Annotated in this window: 24 protein-coding genes and 1 pseudogene; 17 read left to right on the top strand and 8 right to left on the bottom strand. The window is 64.4% G+C overall.

The genetic code is table 11. The features are described 5' to 3' along the window. Positions 1 to 15: 15 nt before the first annotated feature. A complete protein-coding gene (locus QAZ22_RS29075; RefSeq protein ID WP_278204355.1) occupies positions 16 to 717 on the bottom strand; it encodes a GntR family transcriptional regulator in 702 nt (233 codons plus the stop codon). A gap of 229 nt (positions 718 to 946) precedes the next feature. On the opposite strand from QAZ22_RS29075, the gene QAZ22_RS29070 reads away from it, so the two are divergent. From QAZ22_RS29070 to QAZ22_RS29035, 8 genes are all read left to right on the top strand, one after another. Beyond that, entirely contained in the window at positions 947 to 1,987 is a 1,041-nt protein-coding gene (locus QAZ22_RS29070) for an ABC transporter substrate-binding protein (protein ID WP_278204354.1), read from the top strand. Between the two features lie 79 nt (positions 1,988 to 2,066). Then, positions 2,067 to 3,146, top strand: coding sequence for an ABC transporter ATP-binding protein (locus tag QAZ22_RS29065; protein ID WP_278204353.1), 1,080 nt, complete (start codon positions 2,067 to 2,069; stop codon positions 3,144 to 3,146). Further along, positions 3,143 to 4,066, top strand: a complete 924-nt coding sequence (locus QAZ22_RS29060; RefSeq protein WP_278204352.1) for an ABC transporter permease — start codon at positions 3,143 to 3,145, stop codon at positions 4,064 to 4,066. The genes QAZ22_RS29065 and QAZ22_RS29060 overlap by 4 nt, the downstream gene beginning before the upstream one ends. After that, positions 4,063 to 4,863, top strand: a complete 801-nt coding sequence (locus tag QAZ22_RS29055) for an ABC transporter permease (protein ID WP_278204351.1) — start codon at positions 4,063 to 4,065, stop codon at positions 4,861 to 4,863. The genes QAZ22_RS29060 and QAZ22_RS29055 overlap by 4 nt, the downstream gene beginning before the upstream one ends. A 23-nt stretch (positions 4,864 to 4,886) precedes the next feature. Next, a complete protein-coding gene (gene ggt / locus QAZ22_RS29050) occupies positions 4,887 to 6,473 on the top strand; it encodes a gamma-glutamyltransferase (RefSeq protein WP_278204350.1) in 1,587 nt (528 codons plus the stop codon). 50 nt (positions 6,474 to 6,523) lie between these two features. Then, a complete protein-coding gene (locus tag QAZ22_RS29045) occupies positions 6,524 to 8,053 on the top strand; it encodes an acyl--CoA ligase (protein WP_278204349.1) in 1,530 nt (509 codons plus the stop codon). After that, positions 8,053 to 9,030 carry a 2-dehydropantoate 2-reductase gene (locus tag QAZ22_RS29040; RefSeq protein ID WP_278204348.1) on the top strand — a complete coding sequence of 326 codons (978 nt, stop codon included), beginning with the start codon at positions 8,053 to 8,055 and terminating at the stop codon, positions 9,028 to 9,030. Before QAZ22_RS29045 ends, QAZ22_RS29040 begins: the two co-directional genes overlap by 1 nt. 128 nt (positions 9,031 to 9,158) lie before the next feature. Then, positions 9,159 to 9,473 (top strand): hypothetical protein, encoded by a 315-nt coding sequence (locus tag QAZ22_RS29035; RefSeq protein ID WP_278204347.1) that lies wholly within the window; start codon positions 9,159 to 9,161, stop codon positions 9,471 to 9,473. A gap of 618 nt (positions 9,474 to 10,091) precedes the next feature. On the opposite strand, the gene QAZ22_RS29030 is transcribed toward QAZ22_RS29035, so the two are convergent. Continuing rightward, the gene (locus QAZ22_RS29030; protein ID WP_278204346.1) at positions 10,092 to 10,805 is read right to left on the bottom strand and encodes an SOS response-associated peptidase; all 714 of its coding nucleotides are present in this window, start codon (positions 10,803 to 10,805) and stop codon (positions 10,092 to 10,094) included. A gap of 296 nt (positions 10,806 to 11,101) precedes the next feature. Here QAZ22_RS29030 and QAZ22_RS29025 point away from each other — a divergent pair, with 296 nt between their 5' ends. Further along, complete coding sequence (locus tag QAZ22_RS29025) at positions 11,102 to 11,464, top strand: nuclear transport factor 2 family protein (RefSeq protein WP_278204345.1); 363 nt, start codon at positions 11,102 to 11,104, stop codon at positions 11,462 to 11,464. A 95-nt stretch (positions 11,465 to 11,559) separates the two neighbouring features. Here QAZ22_RS29025 and QAZ22_RS29020 read toward each other — a convergent pair. Then, positions 11,560 to 11,700 (bottom strand): annotated as a pseudogene (locus tag QAZ22_RS29020) (SRPBCC domain-containing protein); the annotation flags it as partial. Between the two features lie 83 nt (positions 11,701 to 11,783). Here QAZ22_RS29020 and QAZ22_RS29015 point away from each other — a divergent pair. Beyond that, positions 11,784 to 12,131 carry an ArsC family reductase gene (locus QAZ22_RS29015; protein WP_278204344.1) on the top strand — a complete coding sequence of 116 codons (348 nt, stop codon included), beginning with the start codon at positions 11,784 to 11,786 and terminating at the stop codon, positions 12,129 to 12,131. 228 nt (positions 12,132 to 12,359) lie between these two features. Beyond that, entirely contained in the window at positions 12,360 to 13,463 is a 1,104-nt protein-coding gene (locus QAZ22_RS29010; protein WP_278204343.1) for an IS4 family transposase, read from the top strand. Positions 13,464 to 13,668: 205 nt separating this feature from the next. Here QAZ22_RS29010 and QAZ22_RS29005 read toward each other — a convergent pair whose 3' ends face one another. From QAZ22_RS29005 to QAZ22_RS28995, 3 genes are all read right to left on the bottom strand, one after another. Further along, entirely contained in the window at positions 13,669 to 14,022 is a 354-nt protein-coding gene (locus tag QAZ22_RS29005) for a DUF488 domain-containing protein (RefSeq protein ID WP_278204342.1), read from the bottom strand. Between the two features lie 103 nt (positions 14,023 to 14,125). Further along, positions 14,126 to 15,382, bottom strand: a complete 1,257-nt coding sequence (locus tag QAZ22_RS29000) for an aminopeptidase (RefSeq protein WP_278204341.1) — start codon at positions 15,380 to 15,382, stop codon at positions 14,126 to 14,128. Between the two features lie 84 nt (positions 15,383 to 15,466). Continuing rightward, positions 15,467 to 16,381 (bottom strand): LysR substrate-binding domain-containing protein, encoded by a 915-nt coding sequence (locus QAZ22_RS28995; protein ID WP_278204340.1) that lies wholly within the window; start codon positions 16,379 to 16,381, stop codon positions 15,467 to 15,469. A gap of 97 nt (positions 16,382 to 16,478) precedes the next feature. On the opposite strand from QAZ22_RS28995, the gene QAZ22_RS28990 reads away from it, so the two are divergent. The 3 genes from QAZ22_RS28990 (at position 16,479) to sbmA (ending at position 19,585) form a co-directional block, all read left to right on the top strand. After that, positions 16,479 to 16,685, top strand: a complete 207-nt coding sequence (locus QAZ22_RS28990; protein WP_278204339.1) for a hypothetical protein — start codon at positions 16,479 to 16,481, stop codon at positions 16,683 to 16,685. Positions 16,686 to 17,042: 357 nt separating this feature from the next. After that, on the top strand, positions 17,043 to 18,203 hold the full coding sequence (locus tag QAZ22_RS28985) for a YbfB/YjiJ family MFS transporter (protein WP_278204338.1): 1,161 nt from the start codon (positions 17,043 to 17,045) through the stop codon (positions 18,201 to 18,203). Positions 18,204 to 18,325: 122 nt separating this feature from the next. After that, positions 18,326 to 19,585 carry a peptide antibiotic transporter SbmA gene (gene sbmA / locus QAZ22_RS28980; RefSeq protein ID WP_278204337.1) on the top strand — a complete coding sequence of 420 codons (1,260 nt, stop codon included), beginning with the start codon at positions 18,326 to 18,328 and terminating at the stop codon, positions 19,583 to 19,585. Positions 19,586 to 19,634: 49 nt separating this feature from the next. Here sbmA and QAZ22_RS28975 read toward each other — a convergent pair whose 3' ends face one another. Next, positions 19,635 to 20,651 (bottom strand): polysaccharide deacetylase, encoded by a 1,017-nt coding sequence (locus QAZ22_RS28975; protein ID WP_278204336.1) that lies wholly within the window; start codon positions 20,649 to 20,651, stop codon positions 19,635 to 19,637. A 204-nt stretch (positions 20,652 to 20,855) separates the two neighbouring features. On the opposite strand from QAZ22_RS28975, the gene QAZ22_RS28970 reads away from it, so the two are divergent. Both QAZ22_RS28970 and der read left to right on the top strand, forming a co-directional pair. After that, the gene (locus QAZ22_RS28970; protein WP_278204335.1) at positions 20,856 to 21,521 is read left to right on the top strand and encodes a tetratricopeptide repeat protein; all 666 of its coding nucleotides are present in this window, start codon (positions 20,856 to 20,858) and stop codon (positions 21,519 to 21,521) included. 67 nt (positions 21,522 to 21,588) lie between these two features. Continuing rightward, positions 21,589 to 23,019 carry a ribosome biogenesis GTPase Der gene (der, locus tag QAZ22_RS28965; RefSeq protein ID WP_278204334.1) on the top strand — a complete coding sequence of 477 codons (1,431 nt, stop codon included), beginning with the start codon at positions 21,589 to 21,591 and terminating at the stop codon, positions 23,017 to 23,019. A 223-nt stretch (positions 23,020 to 23,242) separates the two neighbouring features. Here the strand turns inward: der and QAZ22_RS28960 are convergent, their stop codons facing one another. Then, positions 23,243 to 24,163: a LysR substrate-binding domain-containing protein gene (locus QAZ22_RS28960; RefSeq protein WP_278204333.1), complete on the bottom strand. Its 921-nt coding sequence runs from the start codon at positions 24,161 to 24,163 to the stop codon at positions 23,243 to 23,245. A gap of 117 nt (positions 24,164 to 24,280) precedes the next feature. Between QAZ22_RS28960 and QAZ22_RS28955 the strand changes: the two genes are divergently transcribed. Further along, complete coding sequence (locus QAZ22_RS28955) at positions 24,281 to 25,546, top strand: MFS transporter (RefSeq protein WP_278204332.1); 1,266 nt, start codon at positions 24,281 to 24,283, stop codon at positions 25,544 to 25,546. Positions 25,547 to 25,672 lie beyond the last annotated feature (126 nt).

The raw sequence follows: 25,672 nt of genomic DNA, 5'->3' as shown, positions 1-25,672 counted from the left end.
GATAGAGAGCTTCGCTCACGACGCCTTGGCGAAAAACCCCTGGTAGTCGGACTTGGCCTGCAGCAGGCGAAGGATGTTCTCGCGCGAGCCGCGCACATGGGCGCGGGCGCGCTCGCCGGCTGAAGCGACGTCGCCGGCGCAGATCGCGTCGACGATGCCGGTGTGCTCCTCGCGGGTGAGCTTCCATTCGTCCAGCCACAGAAGCTCCGTCCACACATATTGCTGGCACTTGTCGAGTATGCCGCAGAGCATGCCGCAGAGCATCTCGTTGCCGCTGATTTCGGCGATCACCCGATGCAGGTCGATGCCGACCTGCAATTCCTCGAATTTCTCCCGGGTGCTGCGGTCGGGGATCGCCGCCAGCCGCTCGCATTCGGCAAGCATCTCACGCAGCCTCGCCTTGTCGGCGGCGGTGGCGTTAGCCGCCGCCAGCTCGGTCGCACGCCCGTCGAGCAGTTCGCGGATGTCGAAGGCCTCGCGGAACATGGTCAGGTTGAACTCGGCGACGATATAGCCCTGGCGCGGACGCCCGATCACCAGCCCGTCGCGCTCGAGCCGGTTGAAGGCCTCGCGCACCGGCGTACGGCTCACCTTGAGGCGTTCGGCCATGTCGGCCTCCGTCACACGGCCGCCCGGCGGGATCTGCCCGGTGATGATCATCGCCTTCAGCTTCTCGAACACCGAGTCGCGCAGCGTGTTTTTCCGTTCCTTGCCCAAACTTCCCGCTCCAACGGTCTGTGATGGATTCGCAGTCTAGTGCCTTTTAGCGCCTGCTTGAAACAGGACCGTTTCGAGAAGCAGTCACCCGAAACGCGCTCCATTTCTCCCGTAGCCAAAAAAGCGATCATCCGAGTTGACATCGGCTCCTACCGAATTACACTCAAAATTGTATACAAATTCGCATACCAAATCAACGATAACGGGAACACCGGTTGGAGAAGCGAAAATGACGAAGAGACTTTGCATTCGCGGCCTGGCGATCGCCGGGCTGCTGGCCTCGGTTGCCGTTCCGGCATCGGCCGCCGACACCATTACCGTCGCCTCATGGGGCGGCACCTACCAGGAAGCACAGACCAAGGCCTTCTTCGATCCGACGGCCAAGGAGCTCGGCATCACCATCAAGCAGGACACCACCAACGGCCTCGACGACGTGCGCCTGCAGGTCACCGGCAATGCCGTCAAATGGGACATCACCGAGCTTGGCGCAGACGAATGCGCGCGCGGTTCCAAGGAAGGCCTGTTCGAAAAGCTCGACTACAGCCTCATCGACAAGAGCGGCATCAACCCGAAACTCGTCCATGACGACTGGGTCGGCGTCTCCTACACCTCGGTGGTGCTGATCTACCGGACCGATGTCTTCGGCGACAAGGGGCCGAAGACCTGGGCCGATTTCTGGGACGTCGAGAAATTCCCGGGCCGCCGCGCGCTCTCCGGCAGCCAGGCGACCGAAACACTGAGCGTCGCCGCGCTCGCCAAGGGCACCCCGATAGACAAGGTCTATCCGGTCGACATCGACGGCGCGCTGCAATCCGTCGACAAGGTCAAGGGCCACATCGACGCCTGGTGGACTTCCGGCGCGCAGGCCATGCAGCTCGTCAAGGACGGCGAGGTCGATATGGCGAGCATCTGGAACGGCCGCGCGGGCACCTTGCGGAAGGAAGGCGCGCCGGTGAGCTTCTCCTTCGACCAGGGTGTGCTCACCGCCGACTGCCTGGTCATCCCGAAAGGATCGAAGAACAAGGACCTCGCCATGAAGGCGCTGGCCAAGTTCGTCAGCCCCGAGCTCCAGGCCAATTTGCCGCTCTATGTCGACAATGGCCCGGCCAACGAGAAGGCCTTCGAGACCGGCAAGATCCCGCAGGAACGGATCAAGGACATCAATTCCTCGCCCGAGAACGTCAAGAAGCAGGTGCTTCAGGATCCCGAGTTCTGGCGCGACAACCTCGTCGAGGCGACCGAGAAGTTCAACAACCTGATCCAGCAATAGCGACTGTGTTGGAGCGACGCGCCGAAGCGTCGCTCCACCCCGTTTCGCCGACAACGATCCGGAGTTGAAGGAGATGCTCTTGTCTCTTGCGCCGTCCGCGCTGCCCATCGGCATTCACGGCATCGAGAAGCGCTTCGGCGCTGTCTCGATCCTCAGCGATCTCAGCCTCGATGTCGCGGCGGGCGAGTTCCTGACGCTGCTCGGTCCCTCGGGATCGGGAAAGACGACGCTGCTGATGATCCTGGCGGGCTTTGTCCGCGCCAATGCCGGCTCAATCAAGGTCGGTGGCGAGGAGATCATCACCATGCCGCCGCACAAGCGCAACATCGGCATGGTGTTCCAGAACTATGCGCTGTTCCCGCACATGAATGTCTTCCACAACATCGCCTTTCCGCTGAAGCAACGACGCGTGTCGGCGGCGGAAATGGCCGAGCGTGTGGAGAGGGCGCTCGATCTTGTGCAGTTGAAAGGTCTGGGCGAGCGCCGCGTCGACCAGCTTTCCGGCGGCCAGCGCCAGCGCGTGGCGCTGGCTCGCGCCATCGTCTTCGAGCCGCGCATCGTCTTGATGGACGAGCCGCTGTCGGCGCTCGACAAAGGCCTGCGCGAGCACATGCAGATCGAATTGCGCAACCTGCATCGGCGGCTCGGCATGACGACGGTCTATGTCACCCATGACCAGCGCGAGGCGATCACCATGTCGGACCGCATCGCGGTCATGAATGCCGGGCGCATCGAGCAGATCGACCAGCCCGAGGCGCTATATGCTCGGCCGAAGACGAGGTTCGTCGCCGGCTTCATCGGCGAATCCAACTTCATCCCGGTCGAGTGCCGCAACGGCAGCGTCTGGTATGAGGACAGAAAGCTGCGCATGAACGATCCGGCGCCGTCCGCCGGTCGGCATCTGATGGTGGTGCGGCCGGAAAAGCTGCGGCTGCTCACCGATGCGGATCAGGCAGGCATCAATGCGCTGCCGGCGACAGTCGGCGATGTCATCTATCAGGGCGACAGCTTCATCTGCTACGCGACGCTCCGTGACGGCCGCCAGGTGACGCTGCGCGACTATTGCCGCTCCGACGTGCTGGCGAAGCTGCCGGCGCCCGGCGAGCCGATCACGCTCGGCATCGATGCGCAGGATGTCGTGCTGGTGACGGACCGATGAGCGTCGGATCCGCCAGCCTCGTCCACGCGGACAAGCCGGACGGCGTGCTGAACGCCGATGCGTTGCGCGCCGATGCCCGGCGCCAGGCATTGGGACTTCTGGCGCTGCTGTCGCCCGGGCTGTTTCTGGTCTTCGCCGTCATCATCGTGCCGATCGGTTGGCTGTTCTGGCTCTCGCTCTTCGACGAGACCGGTGAGCTCAGCCTCGCCAACTATGCACGCTTCTTCGAGCAGGCGTCCTACATCAAGACCTTCGCCACCACCTTCAAGGTTGCCTTCGTCGTCACCGGGGCCTGCGTGCTGTTCGGCTATCCGCTGGCATACATGCTGTCGCAGCTGCCGCGCCGCGCCGCCTCGGTCTGCCTGATATTCGTCATCTTGCCGTTCTGGACCTCGGTGCTGGTGCGCACCTATGCCTGGCTGGTCATCCTGCAGCGCAAGGGCCTGATCAACAATTGGCTGATCGACCTCGGTGTCATCGGCCAGCCATTGCCGCTCGCCAACAATTTTGCCGGTGTCGTCATCGGCATGAGCCACATCATGCTGCCGTTCCTGGTGCTGCCGCTCTATGCCTCGATGAAGACGATCGACGTCGACTGCCTGCGCGCCGGCATGAATCTCGGCGCCAGCCCCGCCGCCACCTTCCGGCAGATCTTCTTCCCGCTGTCGCTGCCAGGCCTTGCCTCCGGCGTGGTCATCGTCTTCGTGCTTTGCCTCGGCTTCTTCGTCACGCCGGCGCTGATGGGCGGCGGCAAGGTCGTCATGTGGGCGATGCGCATGGAGCAGGCCACCAGCCTCTATTCCAACTGGGGCGCGGGCGCGGCACTCGGCGTCGTGCTGCTTGCCGTCACGCTGGCGCTGCTCGGCCTGTTCCAGTGGCTGCTTGGCGCGCGCGCCACCGGAGTCTGGAGCCGGCGATGAGCGCGGAAAACGGTCTGCCCATCTCGCATTGGCAACGCCTGTGGCTGTATCTGCTGGCCGGTCTCGTCATGCTGTTCCTGATCGCGCCGTCGGTGATCATCGTCATCATGTCCTTCTCCGGCTCGACGCTGCTGCAGTTCCCGCCCGAGCAATGGTCGCTGCGCTGGTATGAGAGTTATTTCGGTTCCGTCGAATGGCGCGACGCCACCATCGTCTCGGTCAAGGTTGCGGTGATGACGGCGATCGTCGCGACGCCGCTCGGCACTGCCGCGGCCTACGCCATCAATGCCGGCACGCTCAGGCTGACCGGCGCCATCAACGCGCTGCTCACGGCATCGCTGATCATTCCGGTCATCCTGATCGGTATCGGCACCTTCTTCCTCTATGCCCGCATCGGCCTCAACAACACGCTGACCGGCCTCGTCATCGCCCACACGGTGCAAGCGTTGCCGCTGGTCGTGCTCACTGTCCTGTCGGGGCTGCGCTCCTACGATATGAACCAGGAGATGGTGGCGCGCAGCCTCGGCGCAGGGCGCTTCGCCGCCTTCTTCCAGGTGACCATGCCGCAGCTGCGCTTCTCGATCGTCTCGGGCGCACTATTTGCCTTCATCACCTCCTTCGACGAGGTGGTGGTCTCGCTTTTCATCTCGGGCGGCGAGACCACGACGCTGACGCGCCGCATGTTCAATGCGCTGCGCGACCAGATCGATCCGACGATTGCCGCCATTTCGACTTGCCTGATCGTGCTATCGATCGTCTTGTTGTCCGCCGCCCAGCTTTTCGGCCGCGGACGTTGAAGTTTAGGGATACCAACACCAGCATGCGTGATTTCCAGTTCCCAGGCCGCTCGCCGGTCCGCGCCACCGAGGCCATGGCCGCGACCTCGCACCCGCTGTCGACGCTCGCAGCTGTGGAGATGCTGCGCTCCGGCGGCAACGCCGTGGACGCCGCCGTCTGCGCCGCTGCCGTGCAGGCGGTGGTCGAGCCGCAATCGACCGGCATCGGCGGCGACTGCTTCGTGCTCTACTGCCCGAAGGGCGACGGCAAGGTGATCGCCTTCAACGGCTCGGGCCGCGCGCCCCAGGCCGCGACGGTCGACTGGTATCTGGAGCACGGCTTCAGCGAGCTGCCGAAGCAGGGCGCCCACGCGGTGACGATTCCCGGCGCCGTCGACGCCTGGTGCCGGCTGCTGGAGGACCACGGCCGCAAGGGGATAGCCGATGCCCTCGCGCCGGCCATCCGCCACGCCGAACACGGCTATGTCGTGCACGACCGCGTCGCCTTCGACTGGGCTGATCCGGAAACCGATCTATCGGCGGATGAGGCGGCGGCGCGCATCTTCCTGCCGGGCGGCAAGCCGCCAACGGCAGGTGAGGTGCACCGCCAGCCGGAACTGGCGCAGACGCTGCGCACCATCGCCAAAAAGGGCCGCGCCGGTTTCTATGAAGGCGAGGTCGCGGCGGATCTCGTCGGACGGCTTCGCGCGCTGGGCGGCCTGCATACGCTCGACGACTTCGCCGCGACGAAGGGCGACTACAAGACGCCGGTCAGCACCTCCTATCGCGGCTACGATATCCACCAGATGCCCCCCAACAACCAGGGCCTGACCGCGCTGCTGATGTTGAACGTGCTCTCCGGCTTCGATCTTGGCGCGCTCGACCCGGACGGCGCCGAGCGCCTGCATCTGGAGATCGAAGCCGGGCGGCTCGCTTACCGCGACCGCGACAACCTGCTCGCCGATCAGGACCATGTCGCCGTTCCCGTGAACGAACTTCTGTCCGGCACTTATGCCGACAGGCTGCGTGCCGAGATCGACCGCGAGCGCGCCATGACGCATTTGCCGCGCGTCGATCTACCGGGCAGCGACACGGTCTACATCAGCGTCGTCGACAGCGACTTGAATGCGGTGAGTTTCATCAACTCGACCTACTATTCTTTCGGCAGCGGCGTCGTCGGTCCGAAGACCGGCGTGGTGCTGCAGAATCGCGGCACCAGCTTCCGGCTCGATCCGAAGCACCCGAACGCGATCGCGCCAGGCAAGCGGCCGATGCACACGATCATGCCGGGCATGATGACGAGGAACGGCCGCGCGGTGATGCCGTTCGGCGTCATGGGCGGTGGCTACCAGCCCTTCGGCCACGTGCATCTTTTGACCAACATGATCGATTTCGGCATGGACCCGCAGCAGGCCCTGGATGCGCCGCGCGTATTCTACAACCACGACGTCGTGGAGGCCGAGCGCAGCGTGCGCGCCGATGCCATCGAGGGCTTGCGTCGCCGGGGCCATCGCGTTGTCGAGCCGGATCATCCGCTTGGCGGCGGTCAGGCTGTGCTGATCGATTGGGAAAGAGGCACGCTGACCGGCGCCTCCGATCCGCGCAAGGACGGGCTGGCGCTCGGATATTGAGCAGCCCTTTGCTGGACATCGGCCGATCGTTCGAAACATAGTCTGGAACCATGACAAACAGCGCAAATTCCATCGATCTCGCCCATCGCCTCGCTCCCGGCGCCGAAGACGCACCGGCCATCGCGGCGCCGGAACGGACCGCACTATCGCATGGCAAGCTGCGCCGGCTGATTGGCGAGACGGTGTCGCGGCTCAATGCGCTCGGCATTGGCCGCGGCGATCGCGTCGCCATCGTGCTGCCCAACGGCCCGGAGATGGCGACCGCTTTCATCGCGGTGGCAGCTGCTGCTTCCACCGCGCCGCTCAACCCGGCCTATCGGGCCGACGAGCTCGATTTTTATCTGAGCGATATCGGCGTAAAGGCGATCCTGGTCGGCAAGGACGAGGCTGGTCCCTCTGTCGAGGTCGCCGAGCGTCTCGGCATCCCCGTGCTGCGCCTGGTCGTGCCGGACGGCGCGCCGGCCGGCGTTTTCAAGACCGAGGGCGATCCGGTCGGCCCACCGGTCGCGTCCGGACTGGCCGAGGACGGCGACACCGCGCTTCTCCTGCACACCTCGGGCACCACCTCGCGGCCGAAACTGGTGCCACTCAGCCATGCAAACCTCGCCGCCTCGGCAGCACATATCGGCGCCACGCTCGGCCTCACCGCGGCCGATCGCTGCCTCAACATCATGCCGCTGTTCCACATCCACGGGCTGATCGCGGCGGTGCTGTCCTCGCTCGCCGCCGGCGGCAGCGTCTTCTGCACGCCGGGCTTCAACGCGCTGCGCTTTTTCCAATGGCTCTCCGAAGCGAAGCCGAGCTGGTACACGGCGGTGCCCACCATGCATCAGGCGATCCTGCCACGCGCCGCGCGCAATCCCGAGCAACTGGCCGAAACGAAGCTGCGCTTCATCCGCTCCTCATCGGCGTCCCTGCCGGCGCAGGTCATGGCCGAGCTCGAGGCGACCTTCGGCTGCCCGGTGATCGAGTCCTACGGCATGACCGAGGCCGCGCACCAGATGGCGTCGAACCGCCTGCCGCCCGGCCGGCGCAAGCCGGGCAGTGTGGGCGCTGCGGCGGGACCGGAAGTCGCCGTCATGGCGCCGGACGGGCGGCTGCTCCAGGCCGGCGAAATTGGCGAGATCGTCATCCGCGGTCCGAACGTCACCGCCGGCTACGAGAAGAATCCGGACGCCAATGCCGCCGCCTTCGCCCATGGCTGGTTCCACACCGGCGACCAGGGCGTGCTCGACGAGGACAACTATCTGCGCGTCACCGGGCGGCTCAAGGAGATCATCAATCGCGGCGGCGAGAAAATCTCGCCGCTCGAGGTCGACGGCGTTTTGATGGACCATCCGGCGGTGGCGCAGGTCGTCACCTTCGCCATGCCGCATGACAAGCTCGGCGAAGAGGTCACGGCGGCGATAGTGCTGCGCGAAGGCCAGAGCGCTAGCGAGGCCGACATCCGCGGCTTCGCGGCGACGCGGCTTGCCGATTTCAAGGTGCCGCGCAAGGTGGTGATCCTGAACGAGATCCCAAAGGGCGCGACCGGCAAGTTGCAGCGCATCGGTCTCGCGGCAAAACTCGGTCTCGGCTGATGCGCATTGCAGTCTTCGGCGCCGGCGCGATCGGCGGCTACCTCGCCGCCAAGCTGGCGATCGCTGGCCAGGTCGATCTGTCGATCGTGGCGCGCGGCGCGCATCTCGAAGCGATCAAGGCCGGCGGCCTCCGTCTGATCGAGGATGGCAAGGAAACGGTCACGCGCATAAGGGCGGCTGCGCGAACCGAGGAGCTCGGCGTTCAGGACTATGTCGTGCTGGCGCTGAAGGCGCATTCGCTGGCGCCGGCGCTGGACGAGATCGTGCCGCTCTTGGGCGATGGGACCGCGGTCGTCACCATGCAGAACGGCGTGCCCTGGTGGTATTTCTACAAGGCCGGCGGCGCGCTCGAAGGCACGCGGCTCCATGCGGTCGATCCCGGCGGAGCGATCTGGCAACGCATCGGGCCCGAGCGCGTCATCGGCTCCGTCGTCTATCCGGCTGTCGAGGTCGATGCGCCGGGCCTGATCCGCCATGTCGAGGGCACGCGCTTTTCGCTCGGCGAGCCTTCGGGCGAGAAGAGCGAACGTGTGACTGCTCTGGCGCGCGAGATGGTCAAGGCTGGACTGCAGGCGCCGGTCCGCGAGGACATCCGCTCTGAGATCTGGGTGAAGCTCTGGGGCAATCTTTCCTTCAACCCGATCTCGGCGCTGACCGGCAGCACGCTCGCGACAATCGTCGCCGACGAAGGCACGCGCGCGCTTGCCCGCGCCATGATGCTGGAAGCGCAGGCGATCGGCGAGAGCCTCGGCGTGCGCTTTCTCATCCCCGTCGACCGTCGCATCAAGGGCGCCGGCGACGTCGGCGAGCACAAGACCTCGATGCTGCAGGATCTCGAACGCGGCCGTCCGATGGAGATCGATGCCTTGGTGGGCGCCGTGCAGGAACTCGGCCGCCTGACCTCTCGGCCGACGCCGACCATCGACAGCGTGCTGGCACTGGTGCGTCGCCTGGCGATCGAGCGCGGGTGTTATTAGGGGAACGCCGGTCCTGAAAATCCGCCGCTTCACTCCGATAGCTCTGATTGCCACAATGAACAAAAATAGAACAAAAGGGCCTGGCCTGAGTTGACTCCGCAAAGGAAAACTTTCCTATTTCATGAGTCATGCCGGAGCCCAGCAGCCGAACCCGACGCGTCGTCCAGACGCTAAGCCGTGCCCATGAGATCGGGCAGCTAATCCGCGTCCGTTGCATCAACTGCAACATCACGCGCCACTATCTGCCGGGTGATCTTCTCAAGCTCGTAGGAGACATTCCGTTCTGGGATGTAGAGCGGCACATGCGGTGCGAGCGCTGCAAGCGGCGGGAGTTCGATGTGGACATTCTGCTGCCCAGCGCGGTGCAGGGCGTGAAGATACGCGTGAGGCGGCTTGTGGGGGTCCGCACGGTGCGGCGGGTGATGTGGAGCGATGAAACTTGATTTAGCCAGCACCTATTATTGCTGGCGAGCTATCAACTGTCCACGAATTTCAACCTTAGTTTCGCATGCGCTCGTTCTGGCAAAGACCGTAGCGCAAATCTCATCAGGCGATTGTCTGGTTGCCTCTAGAAACCAGCCGATGTTGTTGGTGTTCACGGGATCAGCGTTAGGCGGGCTGCCACTGTTACCGTCCAAATAGACTCCTGCGGAACGTTCCTTCGTTTGGAACTTGGCTGTCTCCACGACAAGTTTCCTGTCAGAGGCTGTGGGCCTGACGCAAACCAACGCCGTGTGCGTGCCACACTTGTCACTGTTGACGTGACTGGGGGCCTCACCGGAATATAAGTAAACCTCCTCACTCTGCACCCAGTCTACGGGCTCTACACAGAAGGTCCCTACGTTGCCGCACCACGCGTCGCGCAGCGTACCTACGTTTGTGACGAATAAAGCCAGTGCAGCAACAGCGCCCGCCATAGAACCCAGTATTGCGAACAGGCTGCCCCTCTTTGGTGACTGCCGGCTACTACTCATTGAACATCCCCGGTGCGGATCACGAAAAATCAAAGCCGAGAAGAACACTTAAGGCCGCCGTACTGTAGCCCAATCCCGAGGTGCGACCTATAGCAATGAAAGCTGGCCGTTCCCTTTTGCTGGCCCCTGCGGAAACTTGATCTGCGTGGCCGGCTTCTCGACAACCACCAAGGCATCGCCCGGCGCTGTCCGCTGCATGTGCCGCGCCTCGGACCACGGGGCCGTGAGCCAGGTCTCCACCTCCTCCCGAGTGGTCAGGATCACCGGCATAGCCTTCTCGTGGATCGGCGCGATCAGCGCGTTCGGCTTGGTCGTGAGGAAGCCGTAAAGCTCGAAGTCGCCCGGCCCGTCCTTGACCCTGCGGATACCTTGCCAGCGCGTCCAGAGGCCCGCGAAGAAGAACAACGGCCGGTCCTCGCTTCGAGCAAACCAGTAGTTCCGCTGAATGCCGGTCTCCGGGTCCTTGTCGTTCGGCTTGGGGCTCGGCTCGGCGAAGCTCGTCACGGACACCACGCAACGGTTCTCCACGCCAACATATTGCTGCCAGTGGCCATATTGCGGATTGCGGATGTTGGTGGTGCCGTAGTCCACCTTGCCCTTCACCCGCTCGGCCGGCGTAGGCATTCCCCAGAGCAGCTTGGCAAGCTCACGCTGGCCATCGGGGGCGTTGCGGACCACCGCGCCGGGCATGTTGGGGTAGACATCCAGGGAAGGCTCCAGGTTGCCTATGACGTCCCGCATGGCCCGGGTCCACTCGCGGATGGCGTCTTGGGTGGTGGTGATGTTGTAGAGGTTGCACATGCCCTAGGATGCCCTAGCGATCGCTCGCAATCCAGAAACAAATGGCCAACCGACCTGTACTGGTCGGTCGAACATGCCTGCATCTCGAACCTAGGGTCTTCTGTTGGGGCTTCCACGTGGCCGGCCAGCCGACCGAGCACCATGGCCCGATGGCTGCAAGGCGCTGGCGGGAACTGGATCGTTGGTCTTTGATGGTATCGCCATCCTGACACGAATTGTCACCTGCGGAGCCACGCCCCAGTGGCAGACGGACAACCGGTCCCTATTTGAAGTCTGGTCCAAACAGGGAGGAAGTCATGACCACTGCGACCACCACGGATATTGCCAAGGATTTTACGGAACTCCTCAAGAAGGGCGACAGCCACACCGCTGCCGCGAGGTACAATGCCGACGACATCGTCAGCTACGAAGCGATGGAAGGCCCGATGGCCGTTTGCAACGGCAAGGAAGCCGTCAAGCAGAAGGGCGAGTGGTGGGAAGCGAACCACGAGGTCCATGGCGGCTCGGTCGAAGGCCCTTATGTCAACGGCGACCAGTTCGCCTTGCGCTTCAGCTTTGACGTGACGCCCAAATCCACCGGCGAACGCGTCAAAATGGATGAGGTTGGCCTCTATACGGTCAAGAACGGCAAAATCAGCGAAGAGCGCTTTTACTATTGAGACCGATCGGCCTCAGCCGGCTCGCTGCTTTCGCGACTTGAATTGAAAGACCAGGCATGGCGGCTGGGCAATGCGCTGGCCGCTATGCCTGTGTCTCAAATCGTCTTCGCATACTCCGCAAGCTGGTCGGCCACCGTGCCCCAGCCGTCGAAGAAACCCATCTTCTCATGGTTGTCGCGCGTCGCCTCGTCGCGGTGGATGGCGGTGGCGGTGTAACGCGTGCCTCTGCCTTCGGGCGGTCGAGGCAAAGCGCTGGCAAAGCGGGCAGGGCTGGCCTAGGGTTCGGCCAGATTCGCAATCCATCCGCCCGAGGTCTGTCTTGGCGATCACCATGTACGGCATCACCACCTGCGACACGATCAAGAAGGCGCGCGTCTGGCTGGAGAGCCATGACGTCCCTTATCGCTTTCACGACTACCGGGCCGAAGGCATCGAGGCGCAGACGCTGAATGGCTGGGTCGGCAAGGTCGGCTGGGAGAAGCTGCTCAACAAGGGAAGTACGACCTTTCGCGAGTTGCCGGAGAAGGACAAGGAAGCGCTCGACGAGAAGAAGGCCAAGAAGCTGATGCTCGCCAAGCCGACCATGATCAAGCGGCCGGTGCTCGAGGTCGGCGAGCGCATTCTGGTTGGGTTCAAGCCGGAGGTTTACGAGGAGGCGGTGGGGTAGGTTCGGCAGGCACGACACATATCCCGTCGTCATCCTATGGCGGAGCAAGGAGCGAAGCGACGCGGCGAAGACCATAGGATCCATGCCGTGACGTTCGAGCCTTGCGACGGTGCAGGTTCTGCTGTCGCTGCATCCTTCGGCTGAGGTCACGGCATGGATCCTCGGGTCAAGCCCCATAGGCGCTAACTTAGGCTTGACGGTGATCGTGGTGAGTGATTCACCGTGGTTATGAGCGATTCGCTGCAAGCGTTGGATTGGGACGAGCTGGTCGGACGATTGGGCTCGGCGGAAGAGTTGGAGACCAGCGCGCGGGAGGCTGGGGCGCTGCTGCGCAAACGGCAGGTGGCTAGCGCTGCTGACCTGCTGCGGCTGTGTTTTGCCTATGTGCTGGGTCGCTTCTCGCTTCGGATGCTGGCTGGTTGGGCCGAGCAGCGGGGAGTGGCGTCGATGTCGGACGTGGCGATGCTGAAGCGTCTGAAGGCCAGTGCTGATTGGGTGGGCGGCCTGGTTTCGGAATTGCTTGCCGAGCGCTGCCCCGAAGCCTTCGCCGGCTTGTACGGAGGCCTGCGGATGATGGCGGTGGACGCCACGGTAGTTGCGCCGCCTGGTCCCAAGCGGGTCTATTGGATGGTGCACACGGTGTTCGATCTTGCAACGCTGAAGCTCTGTTCGGTGGAGGTCACGGATCGCCATGAAGCCGAGCGGCTGTCGCGCGGCGCCAGGGCCGGAGAGCTTCGGATCGCCGACCGTGCCCACGCCAAGGCCGACGATCTGGCTCGGGTAATCGAGGCAGGGGCTGATTTTCTGGTTCGTGCCCCTTCAAACTATCCACGCCTGCTGGATGGCCAAGGCCGGCTATTGGATCGCTTGGCGCTGTGCCGTGAAGCGAGCAAGAAGGGCGTGCTCGATCTTTCGGTGGGCGTCCAGGACGGCAAGTCCAGGGTCGCGATACCCGCTCGGGTGGTGATCCTGCCCATGCCGCCCGAGGCGGCTGAGAAGGCCAGACGAGCGGCGCGCCGTTTGGCGGCCAAGGCGAGATACAAACCCAGCCAGGCCGGCATCGAGATGGCCGGCTATCTGGTGCTGTTGACATCGCTGCCGCCGGATGACTGGCCGCCTGAGCGGCTCGCCTCGACCTATCGTCTGCGATGGCAGATCGAGCTGGCGTTCAAACGCATGAAGTCGCTGGTGGGTCTGGAAGATCTCCGCGCAAAGGATCCCGACCTGGCTCGCCTGTGGATCAACACCGCTCTGCTGGCCGCCCTGCTGGCCGAAGATGACCTGCCGGCCCTCGATCCCGAGGCGCCGGACTCTCTCCCCCTGGCCGCCTGAACCGATCCGCCCTGCCGATCTGGCGTCTCGTGGCCTTGGCAATCTCCAACATCTCGATGGCTGTATTACTGGGGCCTACCAGGTTGATCTCCCTCGACCTGCTGCTCCACCGCTTGCGCGAACCACCCCGACGACGACGCGCCATCGCACATCGATTGCTAAGTTAGCGCCTATGGGGTCAAGCCCGAGGATGACGAACGAGAGGTCACGCGCCTCGCAAATACCCCGCCAGCGCCACCGCATTGTTGTGCGCCTCGTCATGCGCGCCGTAGAGCAGCGTCACCTTGCCGTTGCCAAGCAGGTCGCGCAACTGCGCCACAGCCTCCTCGTTGCGGTCGAGCTCCGCCCGGTACCGCTTCTGGAACTCCGCCCAGCGCCCGGGCTCGTGCCCGAACCATTTGCGCAGCTCGTCGCTCGGCGCGATGTCCTTGAGCCATAAGGTCAGCGCGGCATCCTTCTTGGCGACACCGCGCGGCCAGATGCGATCGACCAGCACCCGCTGGCCGTCGGTCTTCTCGGGCGTCTCGTAGACGCGCTTCACCGCAATGTCGAAGGCCATTACGCCTCCTTTGCCAAGCAATTCCAGGAAAAGTGTGCAACGGTTGGGCTCGGCGACCTCGCCGTAGCCGTCCGTCCGGAATTGCGCGAAACAACGAGTCCTGTCAGGCCCACTCGCCCTTGCGCATCACCGGCACGCGGCCGCCATCCTTGCCGACACCGTCGATGTCGATCTTGTCCGAGCCGATCATCCAGTCGATGTGGATGAAGCTCTTGTTGCCGCCGCGTTGCGCAATCTCGTCCTGGCTGAGCGAAGCGCCGTTGACGAAGCACTTCGAATAGCACTGTCCGAGCGCGATGTGGCAGGCGGCGTTCTCGTCGAACAGGGTGTTGAAGAACAACAAGCCGCTCTTCGAGATCGGCGAGGAATGCGGCACCAGCGCCACTTCGCCGAGCCGGCGCGCGCCCTCGTCGGTGTCGAGCACCTTCTTCAAGACGTCCTCGCCCTTCGAGGCCTTGGCCTCGACGATCCGTCCGCCCTCGAAGCGCACCGAGATCTCGTCGATCAGCGTGCCCTGGTAGGAGAGCGGCTTGGTCGAGGAGACGTGACCTTCGACGCGCCAGGCATGCGGCGTGGTGAAGACTTCCTCGGTCGGGATGTTCGGGTTGCAGGTGATGCCGTTCTTCGCGGTCGAGGCGCCGCCCATCCATTCATGGCCCTCCGCCAGTCCGACCGTCAGGTCGGTGCCCGGCCCGGTGAAATGGAGGGAATGGAAATTATGTTCGTTCAGCCATTTCGTGCGCTCGGCCAGGGCCGCGTTGTGCGCCTTCCAGTTGCCGATCGGATCCTCGACGTCGACGCGCGAGGCCGAGAATATGGCATCCGCCAACTTAGCCACCGCGACGTCGTCGGGCTCGCCGGGGAACACCTGCTTTGCCCAGGCGAGATCCGGATAGGCGACGATGTTCCAGTTGATGTCGAAGCCGGTGATCTTCTCCAGCGCAGGCTGGTAGGCCATCGAGTTCGCCTTGTTGGCGCGCGCCACCTTGGCCGGGTCCTGCGCCGAAAGCAGCGACGGGTCCTCGCCGCGCACCGCAAGCCGCGCCGCATTGTTGGCAAAGGCCTTCGCCATGCCTTCGTACAGCCAGCCGGCGGCGCGGTCGAAGCCGGCGTCGGCGCCGTAGCGGAAGCGCGCCAGCGTGATCTCGTCGTCGTTGAAGATCGGCGTCACCAGCCCGGCGCCGGCCTTGTAGGCATGCTCGACGATGCGCCGGGTCAGCGGCAGCGCCGCGATCGACGAGGTCAGCACGAGGTCCTGTCCCGGCTGCAGCTGCAGCCCGACCTTGACCGCCACTTCGGCCAGCCTGTCGAGCTTCACGAGGTCGATTGTTGCCGAGACGCCGCGCGAATGTGTGGTCATGATCCTGCCTGCCATTATGTTGGGGTCTGGTCCTTACATAGACCGCTGCGGCTGGCCTTTCCACCGAGATCGACTGGGCCTGATTTAGGCGGCGCTGTCCAACGCCCGGAACTGCGCCATGGTCGCCTCGATCTCCTCGCGGATCCAGGCCTTGAAGTCCCGCACCTTGCGGCTTTCGCTTTTCGTCTGCGACGTCACCAGCCAGTAGCCGAGCCCGCTCTCGGCCCGCACGCCGAAGGGCGCGACCAGCCGGCCGTCGGCCAGCGCATCGGCGGTCAGCAACTGCCAGGCGAGCATCACGCCGTGGCCGGCGATCGCAGATTCCAGGCAAAGCATAGGATCGGTGAACCGCGCGCCCTTGAGGAAGGTGACCGGCTCGACGCCAGCCGCATCGAACCAGCTGTCCCAGCTGATCATCGCCCGCTCGTCGGTGATGGCGCAGGTCTGCGCCAGGTCCTCGATCGACTTCAGCTTCGCCGCGATCGATGGCGCGCAGACCGGAAACACCTCTTGCGCGAGCAGCAGTTCCGCCCGGCCGCCAGGCCACTTGCCGTCGCCGAGCCGGATGGCGATGTCGATGTCGGAATGGTCGAGATCGGCGAGGCGGGCGGAAGCGTCGATGCGCAAGAGCACGTTCGGATGCCGGGTGAAATGCCGCGACAGCCTGGGCAGAAGCCATTTCGAGGCGAAGGCCGGCGCCACCGAGACCACCAGCGTGCATTCCGTCGCTTCGCCGGCCAGCGCCACCGCTTGCGCCAGCTCACGGAAGCCGGCGCTCAGCCGCGCCGTGAAGACGGTGCCGAATTCCGTCGGCACCAGTCCGCCGGGCGTTCGCTCGAACAGCGCCTGCCCCAACTGTTTTTCCGTGCGCTTGATCTGCTGGCTGACGGCGCTGGCCGAGACATTGAGCTCTGCGGCCGCGGCGGCGAGCGAGCCAAGCCGCGCTACGGTTTCGACGGCGCGCAGGCCGTTGAGATGGACGCTGTTCAGCATAGCCATTCAGTTTTTCTAAACCGGCAGGAGCGAAATCTCAATTGAAACCTGGATGGGAAAGGCGGATTTTACCCAATGCAGCCCTGACCTTGGAGGCAATCCGATGAAGATTTTATCTTTGCTGAAGGGTCTTTCCAATGCCGCGTCGACAAAGGGCCGGCATGATGACGGCGAGATCGCGCACTGGGTCGTCGACCCGCTGTCGCATCCGGTGCTCGACGCCATGTCCGAGCGCGAGCTCGGCGACATGCCGTTCCGGCTGACGGCCGGTCGCACGGCATACGAGACGGCTGGAGCGAGCTGCCGCTGAATCGCCGACAGGACCGATAACTGCTCTCTGCTCCTACAAGGCGCCAAACTTCATCAAAGTCGGCGCCGCCCCTCATCCGCCTGCCGGCACCTTCTCCCCGTATAGTGACGGGGAGAAGGGGATGCTCGCAGCCTCGGCGCCTTCTTGCAACCTTGGTGATTGGCGAAACCAGCGATGAGAGCGTCCTTCTCCCCGTCACTATACGGGGAGAAGTGCCCGGCAGGGCGATGAGGGGCGGCGCAGACGTCGGAGGTTTCAGCCTCCAAGAGCCATACCGGAGCGGAAGGCGCCTTGCCGCCGTTCTGGCCCAACACAAGCGCGTTGTTTCGCCAGCGCACACACCTATGTTGCGCTGCAATGAACGTCGCATCGCCATCCCCTTTGCGTCTTGCCGTCGCCGGCATGGTTGCGCTTGCCGTCGCCATGGGCATCGGCCGCTTCGTCTACACGCCGATCCTGCCGGGCATGATGGAGGAGCTGCATTTGACGCCGGCCGATGCCGGCTGGATCGCGTCCGCCAACTATCTCGGCTATCTCATCGGCGCGCTTGCCGCCGCCGGCGGCTGGGCGCACGGTCGCGAGCGCCTGCTGATGTTCGTCAGCCTCGCCGCAAGCGCCATGCTTGCAGCTCTGATGGGTCTGAACGAGACGATGGCGGCATTCATCGTCATCCGCTTCCTTGCCGGGCTCGCCAGCGCCTTCGTCATGGTATTCATGTCGTCGATCGTCTTCAGCCACCTTGCCGCGTCCGGCCGTGGCGACCTGCAGGCGCTGCATTTCGGCGGCGTCGGATTGGGTATCGCGGCGTCCTCGGCGCTGTTGGCCATTCTCGTCGCTTCCCATGCCGGCTGGGCCGCCGGGTGGCTATGGTCGGGAGCGGTTTCCGCTGTCGGCTTGCTCCTCGTCGCGCTGCTCGCGGGCTCCGCCACGCCGGCCAACGGCGTCGACGGGCCTGAACCGGCGTTGCCGAAGGACAGGTCTCTGACGAAGATGATCCTTGCCTACGGGCTATTCGGCTTCGGCTATGTGGTGACGGCCACTTTCCTGGTCGCCATCGTTCGCCAGGGCGGCGGCGGGCGCGTCTTCGAGGCCACCGTCTGGATGGTCGCCGGCCTTGCCGGTTTCCCATCGACCTGGTTCTGGCAGAAGCTCGCCGCCAGGACCGGGATCTATGCGGCTTATGCCGTGAGCTGCCTGGTCGAAGTAATCGGCGTCACCGCCAGCGTCGTCGTCAAGGGTTTCACTGGGCCGCTGCTCGCCGGCGTGCTGCTCGGCGGCACCTTCATCGCCATCACCGCGCTCGGCTTGCAGACCGCAAGGCAGCTTGCGCCGCAGGCGCCGCGCCGCATCTTCGCGGTGATGACCGCGGCCTTCGGCCTCGGCCAGATCATCGGTCCGATCGCCGCCGGCCTGCTTGCGCAGGCCTCGGGCAATTATGTGCTTGCCTCGGTCATGGCGGCTGCCGCTCTGCTGGTGTCCGGCGTCATTGCTTGGTCGGCTGCACCAAAATCGCCATGATTTGTGGTCTTGCTCGGTGCTGGGCATCGGGCAGGGCATTTTCTTTCCCACTAATGTGTGACCTTATGCCCGCCGAACAGCAACGCCGCTGATTTGCGGTCAGACCGAGGAAACCCGCCACAGTGTTCGTATCCTTCTTCCCGCAGCCGAAGCTCTTCTTCACCTCGGCCGCCGTCTGGAGCCTTGCCGCGATCCTGTTCTGGTTCTTCGGCGGCGAGCATCTGGGGGCCTTCTTCGGCTTGCCGCCGGCAGCGGCTGGCGCGCCGCCCGTCGTCGGCATCGCCGTGCTCTGGTCCACGCCGTTTCTGTGGTTCTACATCTACTTCGCTTTTTGCGTGCTGGTCTTCTACGCGTTCTGGAGATGGTATTCGCCGCACCCCTGGCAGAATTGGTCCATTCTGGTCGCGGCCTTCATCCTGTTCCTGATCTACTTCAACGTGCAGATCAGCGTCGCCATCAACGACTGGTATGGACCATTCTTTGACTACATTCAGGGACTGATGGCGAACACGATGGAGTCCACCGACACCGAATTCTACACCAAGCTGGCCACGTTCGCTTGGTTGGCGTTGGTTGGCATGAACGTTCAGGTGGTCAACAATTTCATTGTCAGTCACTGGATATTCCGCTGGCGCACGGCGATGAACGACTATTTCATGTCGAACTGGACAAGGCTGCGCCACATCGAGGGCGCCTCTCAGCGCATCCAGGAAGACACGATGCGCTTCTCGCAGATCATGGAGGATCTGGGCTCCAGTTTCATCCAGTCGATCATGACGCTGATAGCGTTCCTGCCGGTGATGATTCAGCTGCAGGCCCATATCACCGAGCTGCCGATCATCGGCGCTGTTCCCCAGCCGCTGGTGATCGCCGCGCTGGGCTGGTGCCTGTTCGGAACGGCCTCGGTCATGATCGCCGGCCTCAAGCTGCCGGGCCTGCAGTTCCGCAATCAGCGCGTGGAGGCCGCCTATCGCAAGGAACTCGTCTACGGCGAGGATCATGCTGACCGCGCCCAGCCGGCGACGACCGCCGAGCTGTTCGCCAATGTGCGCCACAACTACTTCCGGCTCTATTTCCACTACATCTATTTCAACGTCGTCCGCTACACCTACCTGCAGGCGGACAACATCTTCTCATTCTTGATCCTCGGGCCGTCGATCGTGGCGCACAAGATCACATTCGGCGCTCTGAATCAGATATCGAACGCGTTCGGCAAGGTGACGAACTCGCTGCAGTTCCTGTTGAACTCCTGGTCGACCATCGTCGAGCTGCAGTCGGTGCACAAACGTCTGCGCGCCTTCGAGGCGACGCTGGAAGGAGCGCCGCTGCCTGACCTCGACCAGCGTTATCTTGCCCGGCAGGGTGTGAAAGACCCGGCCTGAACGAGAGCATATCCAGGAAGAGTTTTCACGGGATCGGACTGTTGGCGGCTCAGCCGCCCACAGTCGCCTGCTTTTGATCGGCGCGCTGGCGCGCCACATAGTCGCGGAAGCTGATGCACTCGACGTCGGCCTTCACGCAGACCTCGTCCGCGAAGCGCTCGAGCGCGTTCCAGTAGGTGCCGCCGTTCATCTGCGTGAAATGGAAGCCGAGCTCCAGCGGGACGCGCTCGCCGTTGTATTGCGCATCGAAGGCGGCGCGGAATGCGTGATAGGCGCGGTCGGCGAACTCGTCGGCCCTGGCCGGCTGCTCGAAGCCGCCCGAGTGGCGGACATAGAGATTGTAGTCCATGGCGACAACCGACTTCGACTTCGGCCCTTCCGGGATCAGCGGCAATGCGAAGCGCGTGATGCCGCTCTTCGTCGGCGGCACGGCGGGGCCGTTCGAGACACCGCTCGCGTCATACTGGAAGCCGGCTTCCGGCAGCGCTTCGTAAAGCGCCTTGTCGGTCGACAGATACGGCGCGCGAAAACCAATCACCGCATGGCGGGCGAAGTCGTGCCAGCCGGGCGGCTCGGGTGAAATGCCGTTGATCGCATAGGCATTTTCGAGGATGCGCCTGAAGGCGCCAAACTCCGCCAGCCAGTCGGCCTTGCTCCAGTCCTTGCCGTCGAAATGGCCGCAGGCATGGCTGCCGATGTCATGGCCTTCGCTGGCTGCGAGCCGAATTTGTTCCAGTCTCTCGGCGACGTCCTGCTTCGAGGCGGCAAAGCCGATATTCGATTTGCCGGCGCCCTTGCCGGGCGCGACGTATTCGACGCGCGTTTCCGGCGACAGCAGGAAGACGCAGGACACAAAATAGGTGAAGTGCGCTCCGGTGTGTTCCGCCAGCGCGCGGCTGCGTTGCCACTGCGAGATTTCGCGCGCGCTGTCGAAGGAGATGAGGACGATCTGCTTTGGCTTCGCCGGTATCGGCTCCCGCGATCCGGGCGGATCGGCGATAGCCGCGGCAGCAGAGGTGGCAAGCGAGACGAGACTGAGCGCAAGGGCGCGGAACGGATGTGGCACTGGCAACCTTCGGCAGCGATCTTTCAGACTGTTGGCAGCCGGCTATTGCCCAATTGTGGCATCGGTGCGTTGCAGCCCACTCGGAAGCCGCTCTGGCTTGTCCCGCCGATTTTCCGGTGCTCCCCCTTCCATGCCGACAAAATTTCGCTAAAACGCGGGGCTCAAAGAAGCGCCCCGTTCCGGGGCCGCAATGGTTTTTGATTGATGTCGGACGACAGTTTTATCCGCGAAGTCAACGAAGAGATTCGTCGCGAGCAGGCGCAGGCGCTGTGGGATCGTTTTGGTCCGATCGTGCTTGGTGTCGCGATCCTGATCGTGGTGGCGACGGCCGCCGTCGTTGGCTACCGCTATTGGGACGAGACCCGCGCCAACCGCTCGGGCGATGCCTTTTCAGCTGCGCTCAAGCTTGCCAATGACGGCAAGAACGACGAAGCGATCGCCGCTCTCGATCAGCTGGAAAAGGATGGCTACGGCGCCTACCCGCTGCTCGCACGCATGCGGGGAGCGACCGTCAAGGCCGACAAGGGCGATGTCGAGGGAGCGGTCAAGGATTTCGACGCGGTCGCCGCCGACAGCGCCATTCCTGCCGGCATCCGCGACATGGCCCGCCTGAGGGCGGCGCTGCTGCTCGTCGATCACGGCTCCTTCGCCGATGTCTCCAGCCGGGTCGAGGCGCTGACCGCCGACACCAATCCGCTGCGCCACGCCGCGCGCGAGGCGCTCGGCCTTGCCGCCTGGAAGGAAGGCAAGTCGGCGGACGCGCTGAAACTGTTCGACCAGATCGCTTCGGATGACGGCGCCCCGCGCAATTCGCGCCAGCGGGCGCAGCTGATGTCCGAGCTGATCCGCGGGTCAGGCAATGCGTCGTAGCGCATGTCGCCCAAAAGTGCGCAGCGGTTTTGGGATCAACGACATGCGCAACAAATGGTAGAGTCGGATGGGCTTCAAAGTCGCCATCATCGGCCGGCCTAACGTCGGCAAATCGACTCTTTTCAATCGGCTGGTGGGAAGAAAGCTGGCGCTTGTCGACGACACACCGGGCGTGACGCGCGACCGTCGCGTCCACGCCGCCAAGCTCTACGATCTTCACTTCGACGTCATCGACACCGCCGGCTTCGAGGATGCAGCGGCGTCCACGCTGCCCGGCCGCATGCGCCAGCAGACCGAGATCGCGATCCGTGAGGCCGACCTGATCTTCTTCACCGTCGACGCCAAGTCCGGCCTGATGCCCGACGACCGGACCTTCGCCGACGTGGTACGCAAATCCGGCAAGCCGGTCGTGCTGGTCGCCAACAAGGCCGAGGCGCGCGGTGCGCAAGGCGGCATGCTGGAGGCCTGGGAACTTGGTCTCGGCGAGCCGATCCCTGTCTCGGCCGAGCACGGCCAGGGCATGCCCGACCTGCGCGACGCGGTGATCGCGGCGCTCGGCGAGGAGCGCGCCTTCGGCGAGGATGATGAAGAGACAGGCGACGAGATCGCCGTCAGCGAGGTGCTGATCGGCGAGGACATCGCCGACCCCGACGCGGAGCCCGCCTATGACGACAGCAAGCCGCTGCGCATTGCCGTCGTCGGCCGCCCCAATGCCGGCAAGTCGACGCTGATCAACGCGCTGATTGGCGAGGAGCGGCTTTTGACCGGTCCCGAGGCCGGCATCACCCGCGATTCCATCTCGGTCGACTGGGATTGGCGCGGCCGCCGGATAAAACTCTTCGACACGGCCGGCATGCGGCGCAAGTCGAAGGTCCAGGAGAAGCTCGAGAAGCTTTCGGTGCAGGACGGGCTGCGTGCCATCCGCTTCGCCGAGATCGTCATCATCGTGCTCGACGCCACCATCCCCTTCGAGAAGCAGGACCTTCAGATCGCTGACCTGATCATCCGCGAGGGCAGAGCGCCGGTGATCGCCTTCAACAAATGGGACCTGATCGACAATCCGCAGGAGCTTTTGGCCGAGCTGCGCGAGAAGACCGAGCGGCTTCTGCCGCAGGTGCGCGGCATCCAGGCGGTCACCGTCTCGGCCGAGACCGGGCGCGGCCTCGACCGGCTGATGGACGCCGTCATCAAGACGCACAAGGTCTGGAACAGCCGCGTCTCCACCGGCAAGCTCAACCGCTGGCTGGAAGGCATCCTCGCGCATCATCCGCCGCCCGCCGTCGCCGGCCGCCGGCTGAAGATCAAATATGTCACCCAGGCCAAGACCCGCCCGCCGGGTTTCGTCGTCTCCTGCTCACGGCCGGACGTGATGCCGCAGTCCTATGTGCGTTATCTGTCGAACAGCCTGCGTGAGGCCTTCGACATGCCGGGCGTGCCGATCCGCATGGCTCTGCGCACCTCGGACAATCCATTTGCAGGTCGCGCGAAGAAGCGGTGAGGCTGGACGGGGCGAGCGCCAACGGTGATCCCTCGTCATCCACGGGCGAAGCAAGGAGCGAAGCGACGCGCGCAGACCCGAGGATCCATTCCGTGACCTCGAGGCGTTGCCCACGATCCAGAATTCCGCACCGCTGCACTCTTCGCTCGATGTAACGGAATGGATCCTCGGGTCTACGCTCCGCTTCGCGTCGCTCCGCCCGTGGATGACGAAACTGTAGGGCTTAAGCGACCTCTCGCAACTTCTCCTTCGTCTCTGCCCCTTCAGGCAACGCCTCCATCGCCGACTGCAAAAGAATGTCCGCCAGCCGTGCCGCGACCGGATCGAGCTCGGCGTCCTTCTGATGCATATGCAGCGCCATCTTCGGCAGCGGCGGCAGCCCAAGCACTCCCGGCGCGAGCGCCCTGACATTGACGGGCAAGCCGATATCGGTGCGGATCGTCAGCCCAAGGCCGGCCGCGACCGCCGCCCAGATGCCGCCGAGGCTAGGGCTGGAGAAGGCCATGCGCCAGGCAATGCCGGCACGGTCCAGCGTCTCGGTCGCCACGGTGCGCAGCAGGCAGGGCGCTTCGAACACCACCAGCGGCAGCGCCTCGCCATCGCGGGAGCCTGCATCCACCGGTTTCGCCGGACCGATCCAGCGCGCCTGCACGTCGGCGACATGCCGGCTGTAGGGCAGCGTCGTGCCGTCGTGCCAGGCGAGCGCGATGTCGAGGTTGCCGGACAGGACACGTTCGGCGAGCTCATGGCTGCGTCCGATGCGCGCCTCGATCCGAACTTTGGGATGGGCGCGGGCGAAGCGGCCTAGCACTTCGGGCAGCACGGCTTCGCCGAAATCCTCCTGCAGGCCAAGCCGCACCCAGCCTTCCAACTCGACGTCGCGGATGGCGGAGGCCGCCTCGTCGTTGAGCTCGATCAGGCGCCGCGCATAGCCGAGCATCGTCTCGCCGGCTTCGGTGAGCGCCAGGCCGCGGCCCGCCTTGCGGAAGATCGGCGTCGCCGCCTGCTCCTCAAGCTTCTTCAGTTGCGCGCTGACGGCAGAAGTTGAGCGGCCGAGCCGTTCGGCCGCCTTGGCGAAGCTGCCCAGTTCCATGCCGGTGACGAAGGTCCGCAGCACATCGAGGTCGAAGGTGACGCGTCGCATAAGATCGTCCTCATTTTCAGGATTATAGATCAAAAACTTCCTGATTTTATGAACGAAACTATGGCGCTACATCCATCCCGTCAAGGTCGGTCGCCCGGCCGTCACGGGAAGTGAGTCATGTCAGCCATCGTCACCCGCAACGATTGCCAGCCGCCTGCGAAAGCCGCCGCCGGCCGCGCCTTTGGACCCAACCATCGCTGGAAGGTGCTGGGCATCGGAGTCGCCGCCAATGCCGGCTTCTCCGCCACTTTCTCCGGCGTTCCAGCGACCGCGGTCGTCATGCGTCAGGGCTACCATCTCGACAATGCCTCGCTAGGCCTGGCGCTCGGTCTGCTCGGCCTCGGCGTGGCGCTCAGCGAGTTGCCCTGGGGCGTGCTCACCGACCGCTGGGGCGACCGCCGCGTGCTCCTGACCGGGCTTGGCGCGACGGCGGCATGGCTGTTCATCATGGCCATGCTCGTCGTGCCGACGAAAGCAGCCGTTCCCGGCGTCACGCTGCTTTCGGCAAGCCTGCTCGTTGCCGGCCTGCTCGGCGGCAGCGTCAACGGCTCCAGCGGCCGCGCCATCATGGGCTGGTTCGGCCAAGGCGAGCGTGGCTTTGCCATGAGCATCAGGCAGACGGCGGTGCCGCTCGGCGGCGGGCTCGGCGCGCTTGTCCTGCCGTCGCTTGCCGTGACCTTGGGCTATGCCGCGGTCTTCGGCCTGCTTGCGGCCCTATCCGCCCTTTCGGCTTTCTTTGCCTGGCGCTGGCTGCACGAGCCGCCGGCGCAAGGCGACGCTCACCCGGCCGCCGCGACGAGCGGTCCGGCGCCGCTGCGCAACATCGAGGTCTGGCGTATCTCGACGGCCATCGGCCTGCTCTGCTTCCCGCAGGTGGCGGTGCTTACTTTCGCCTCCGTCTTCCTACACGACTTCGCCGGCATGGGCACGTGGGTGACCAGCGCCAGTCTTGCCGCCGTGCAGACGGGCGCCATGGTGATGCGCGTCTGGAGCGGCCGCTTCACTGACCGCCACGGCAACCGCCGGCCGTTCCTGAGGTTCTGCAGCGTGCTCAGCGCGCTGGCCTTCCTCGCTCTTTGGCTGCTGGTGATCGCGGCGGCCGGGCAGCCCGCGCTGATGGTGCTCCTGCCCGTCATGGTGGTCGTGGCCGGCATTTCCGTCTCGGCCTGGCATGGCGTTGCCTATACCGAGCTTGCGACACTCGCCGGCCCCGGTCATGTCGGCACCGCGCTCAGCCTCGCCAACACACTTGTCTTCGTCGGCTTCTGCCTGGTGCCGATCGCCATTCCCTGGCTCTTGCTTTTCTCCGCATGGCCGGGCGTCTGGCTGGCGGCCGCGATCTGCGCGGCGATCGCGTGGCCGATCTTCCTGCGCCCAGCCTGATTCACCAAGCCTGATTTTTCGCCGGCTTTCCGCGGCAGTGGGAAGCCGGCTTGCCTTCAACATGAAAAAAACACGATCGATGTCGTTAACCCCCCATCAAGGTTAATGCTTCATTTTGGCTCTCCG

It is taken from the genome of Mesorhizobium sp. WSM4906, assembly GCF_029674625.1.
Lineage (GTDB): Bacteria > Pseudomonadota > Alphaproteobacteria > Rhizobiales > Rhizobiaceae > Mesorhizobium.
This window is presented reverse-complemented; position numbering and strand designations above follow the sequence as displayed.

Bases quoted from the DNA above. Each gene is read 5' to 3' on its own strand.
- QAZ22_RS29040 (WP_278204348.1), top strand. From the start codon at position 8,053: ATGCGCATTGCAGTCTTCGGCGCCGGCGCGATCGGCGGCTACCTCGCC.
- der (WP_278204334.1), top strand. From the start codon at position 21,589: ATGGGCTTCAAAGTCGCCATCATCGGCCGGCCTAACGTCGGCAAATCG.
- QAZ22_RS28995 (WP_278204340.1), bottom strand. From the start codon at position 16,381: ATGGCTATGCTGAACAGCGTCCATCTCAACGGCCTGCGCGCCGTCGAA.
- QAZ22_RS29060 (WP_278204352.1), top strand. From the start codon at position 3,143: ATGAGCGTCGGATCCGCCAGCCTCGTCCACGCGGACAAGCCGGACGGC.
- QAZ22_RS29010 (WP_278204343.1), top strand. From the start codon at position 12,360: ATGAGCGATTCGCTGCAAGCGTTGGATTGGGACGAGCTGGTCGGACGA.
- QAZ22_RS29035 (WP_278204347.1), top strand. From the start codon at position 9,159: ATGCCGGAGCCCAGCAGCCGAACCCGACGCGTCGTCCAGACGCTAAGC.
- QAZ22_RS28960 (WP_278204333.1), bottom strand. From the start codon at position 24,163: ATGCGACGCGTCACCTTCGACCTCGATGTGCTGCGGACCTTCGTCACC.
- ggt (WP_278204350.1), top strand. From the start codon at position 4,887: ATGCGTGATTTCCAGTTCCCAGGCCGCTCGCCGGTCCGCGCCACCGAG.
- QAZ22_RS29030 (WP_278204346.1), bottom strand. From the start codon at position 10,805: ATGTGCAACCTCTACAACATCACCACCACCCAAGACGCCATCCGCGAG.
- QAZ22_RS28955 (WP_278204332.1), top strand. From the start codon at position 24,281: ATGTCAGCCATCGTCACCCGCAACGATTGCCAGCCGCCTGCGAAAGCC.
- QAZ22_RS28970 (WP_278204335.1), top strand. From the start codon at position 20,856: ATGTCGGACGACAGTTTTATCCGCGAAGTCAACGAAGAGATTCGTCGC.
- QAZ22_RS29000 (WP_278204341.1), bottom strand. From the start codon at position 15,382: ATGACCACACATTCGCGCGGCGTCTCGGCAACAATCGACCTCGTGAAG.
- QAZ22_RS28985 (WP_278204338.1), top strand. From the start codon at position 17,043: ATGAACGTCGCATCGCCATCCCCTTTGCGTCTTGCCGTCGCCGGCATG.
- QAZ22_RS29005 (WP_278204342.1), bottom strand. From the start codon at position 14,022: ATGGCCTTCGACATTGCGGTGAAGCGCGTCTACGAGACGCCCGAGAAG.
- QAZ22_RS28990 (WP_278204339.1), top strand. From the start codon at position 16,479: ATGAAGATTTTATCTTTGCTGAAGGGTCTTTCCAATGCCGCGTCGACA.
- QAZ22_RS29055 (WP_278204351.1), top strand. From the start codon at position 4,063: ATGAGCGCGGAAAACGGTCTGCCCATCTCGCATTGGCAACGCCTGTGG.
- QAZ22_RS29045 (WP_278204349.1), top strand. From the start codon at position 6,524: ATGACAAACAGCGCAAATTCCATCGATCTCGCCCATCGCCTCGCTCCC.
- QAZ22_RS29070 (WP_278204354.1), top strand. From the start codon at position 947: ATGACGAAGAGACTTTGCATTCGCGGCCTGGCGATCGCCGGGCTGCTG.
- QAZ22_RS29025 (WP_278204345.1), top strand. From the start codon at position 11,102: ATGACCACTGCGACCACCACGGATATTGCCAAGGATTTTACGGAACTC.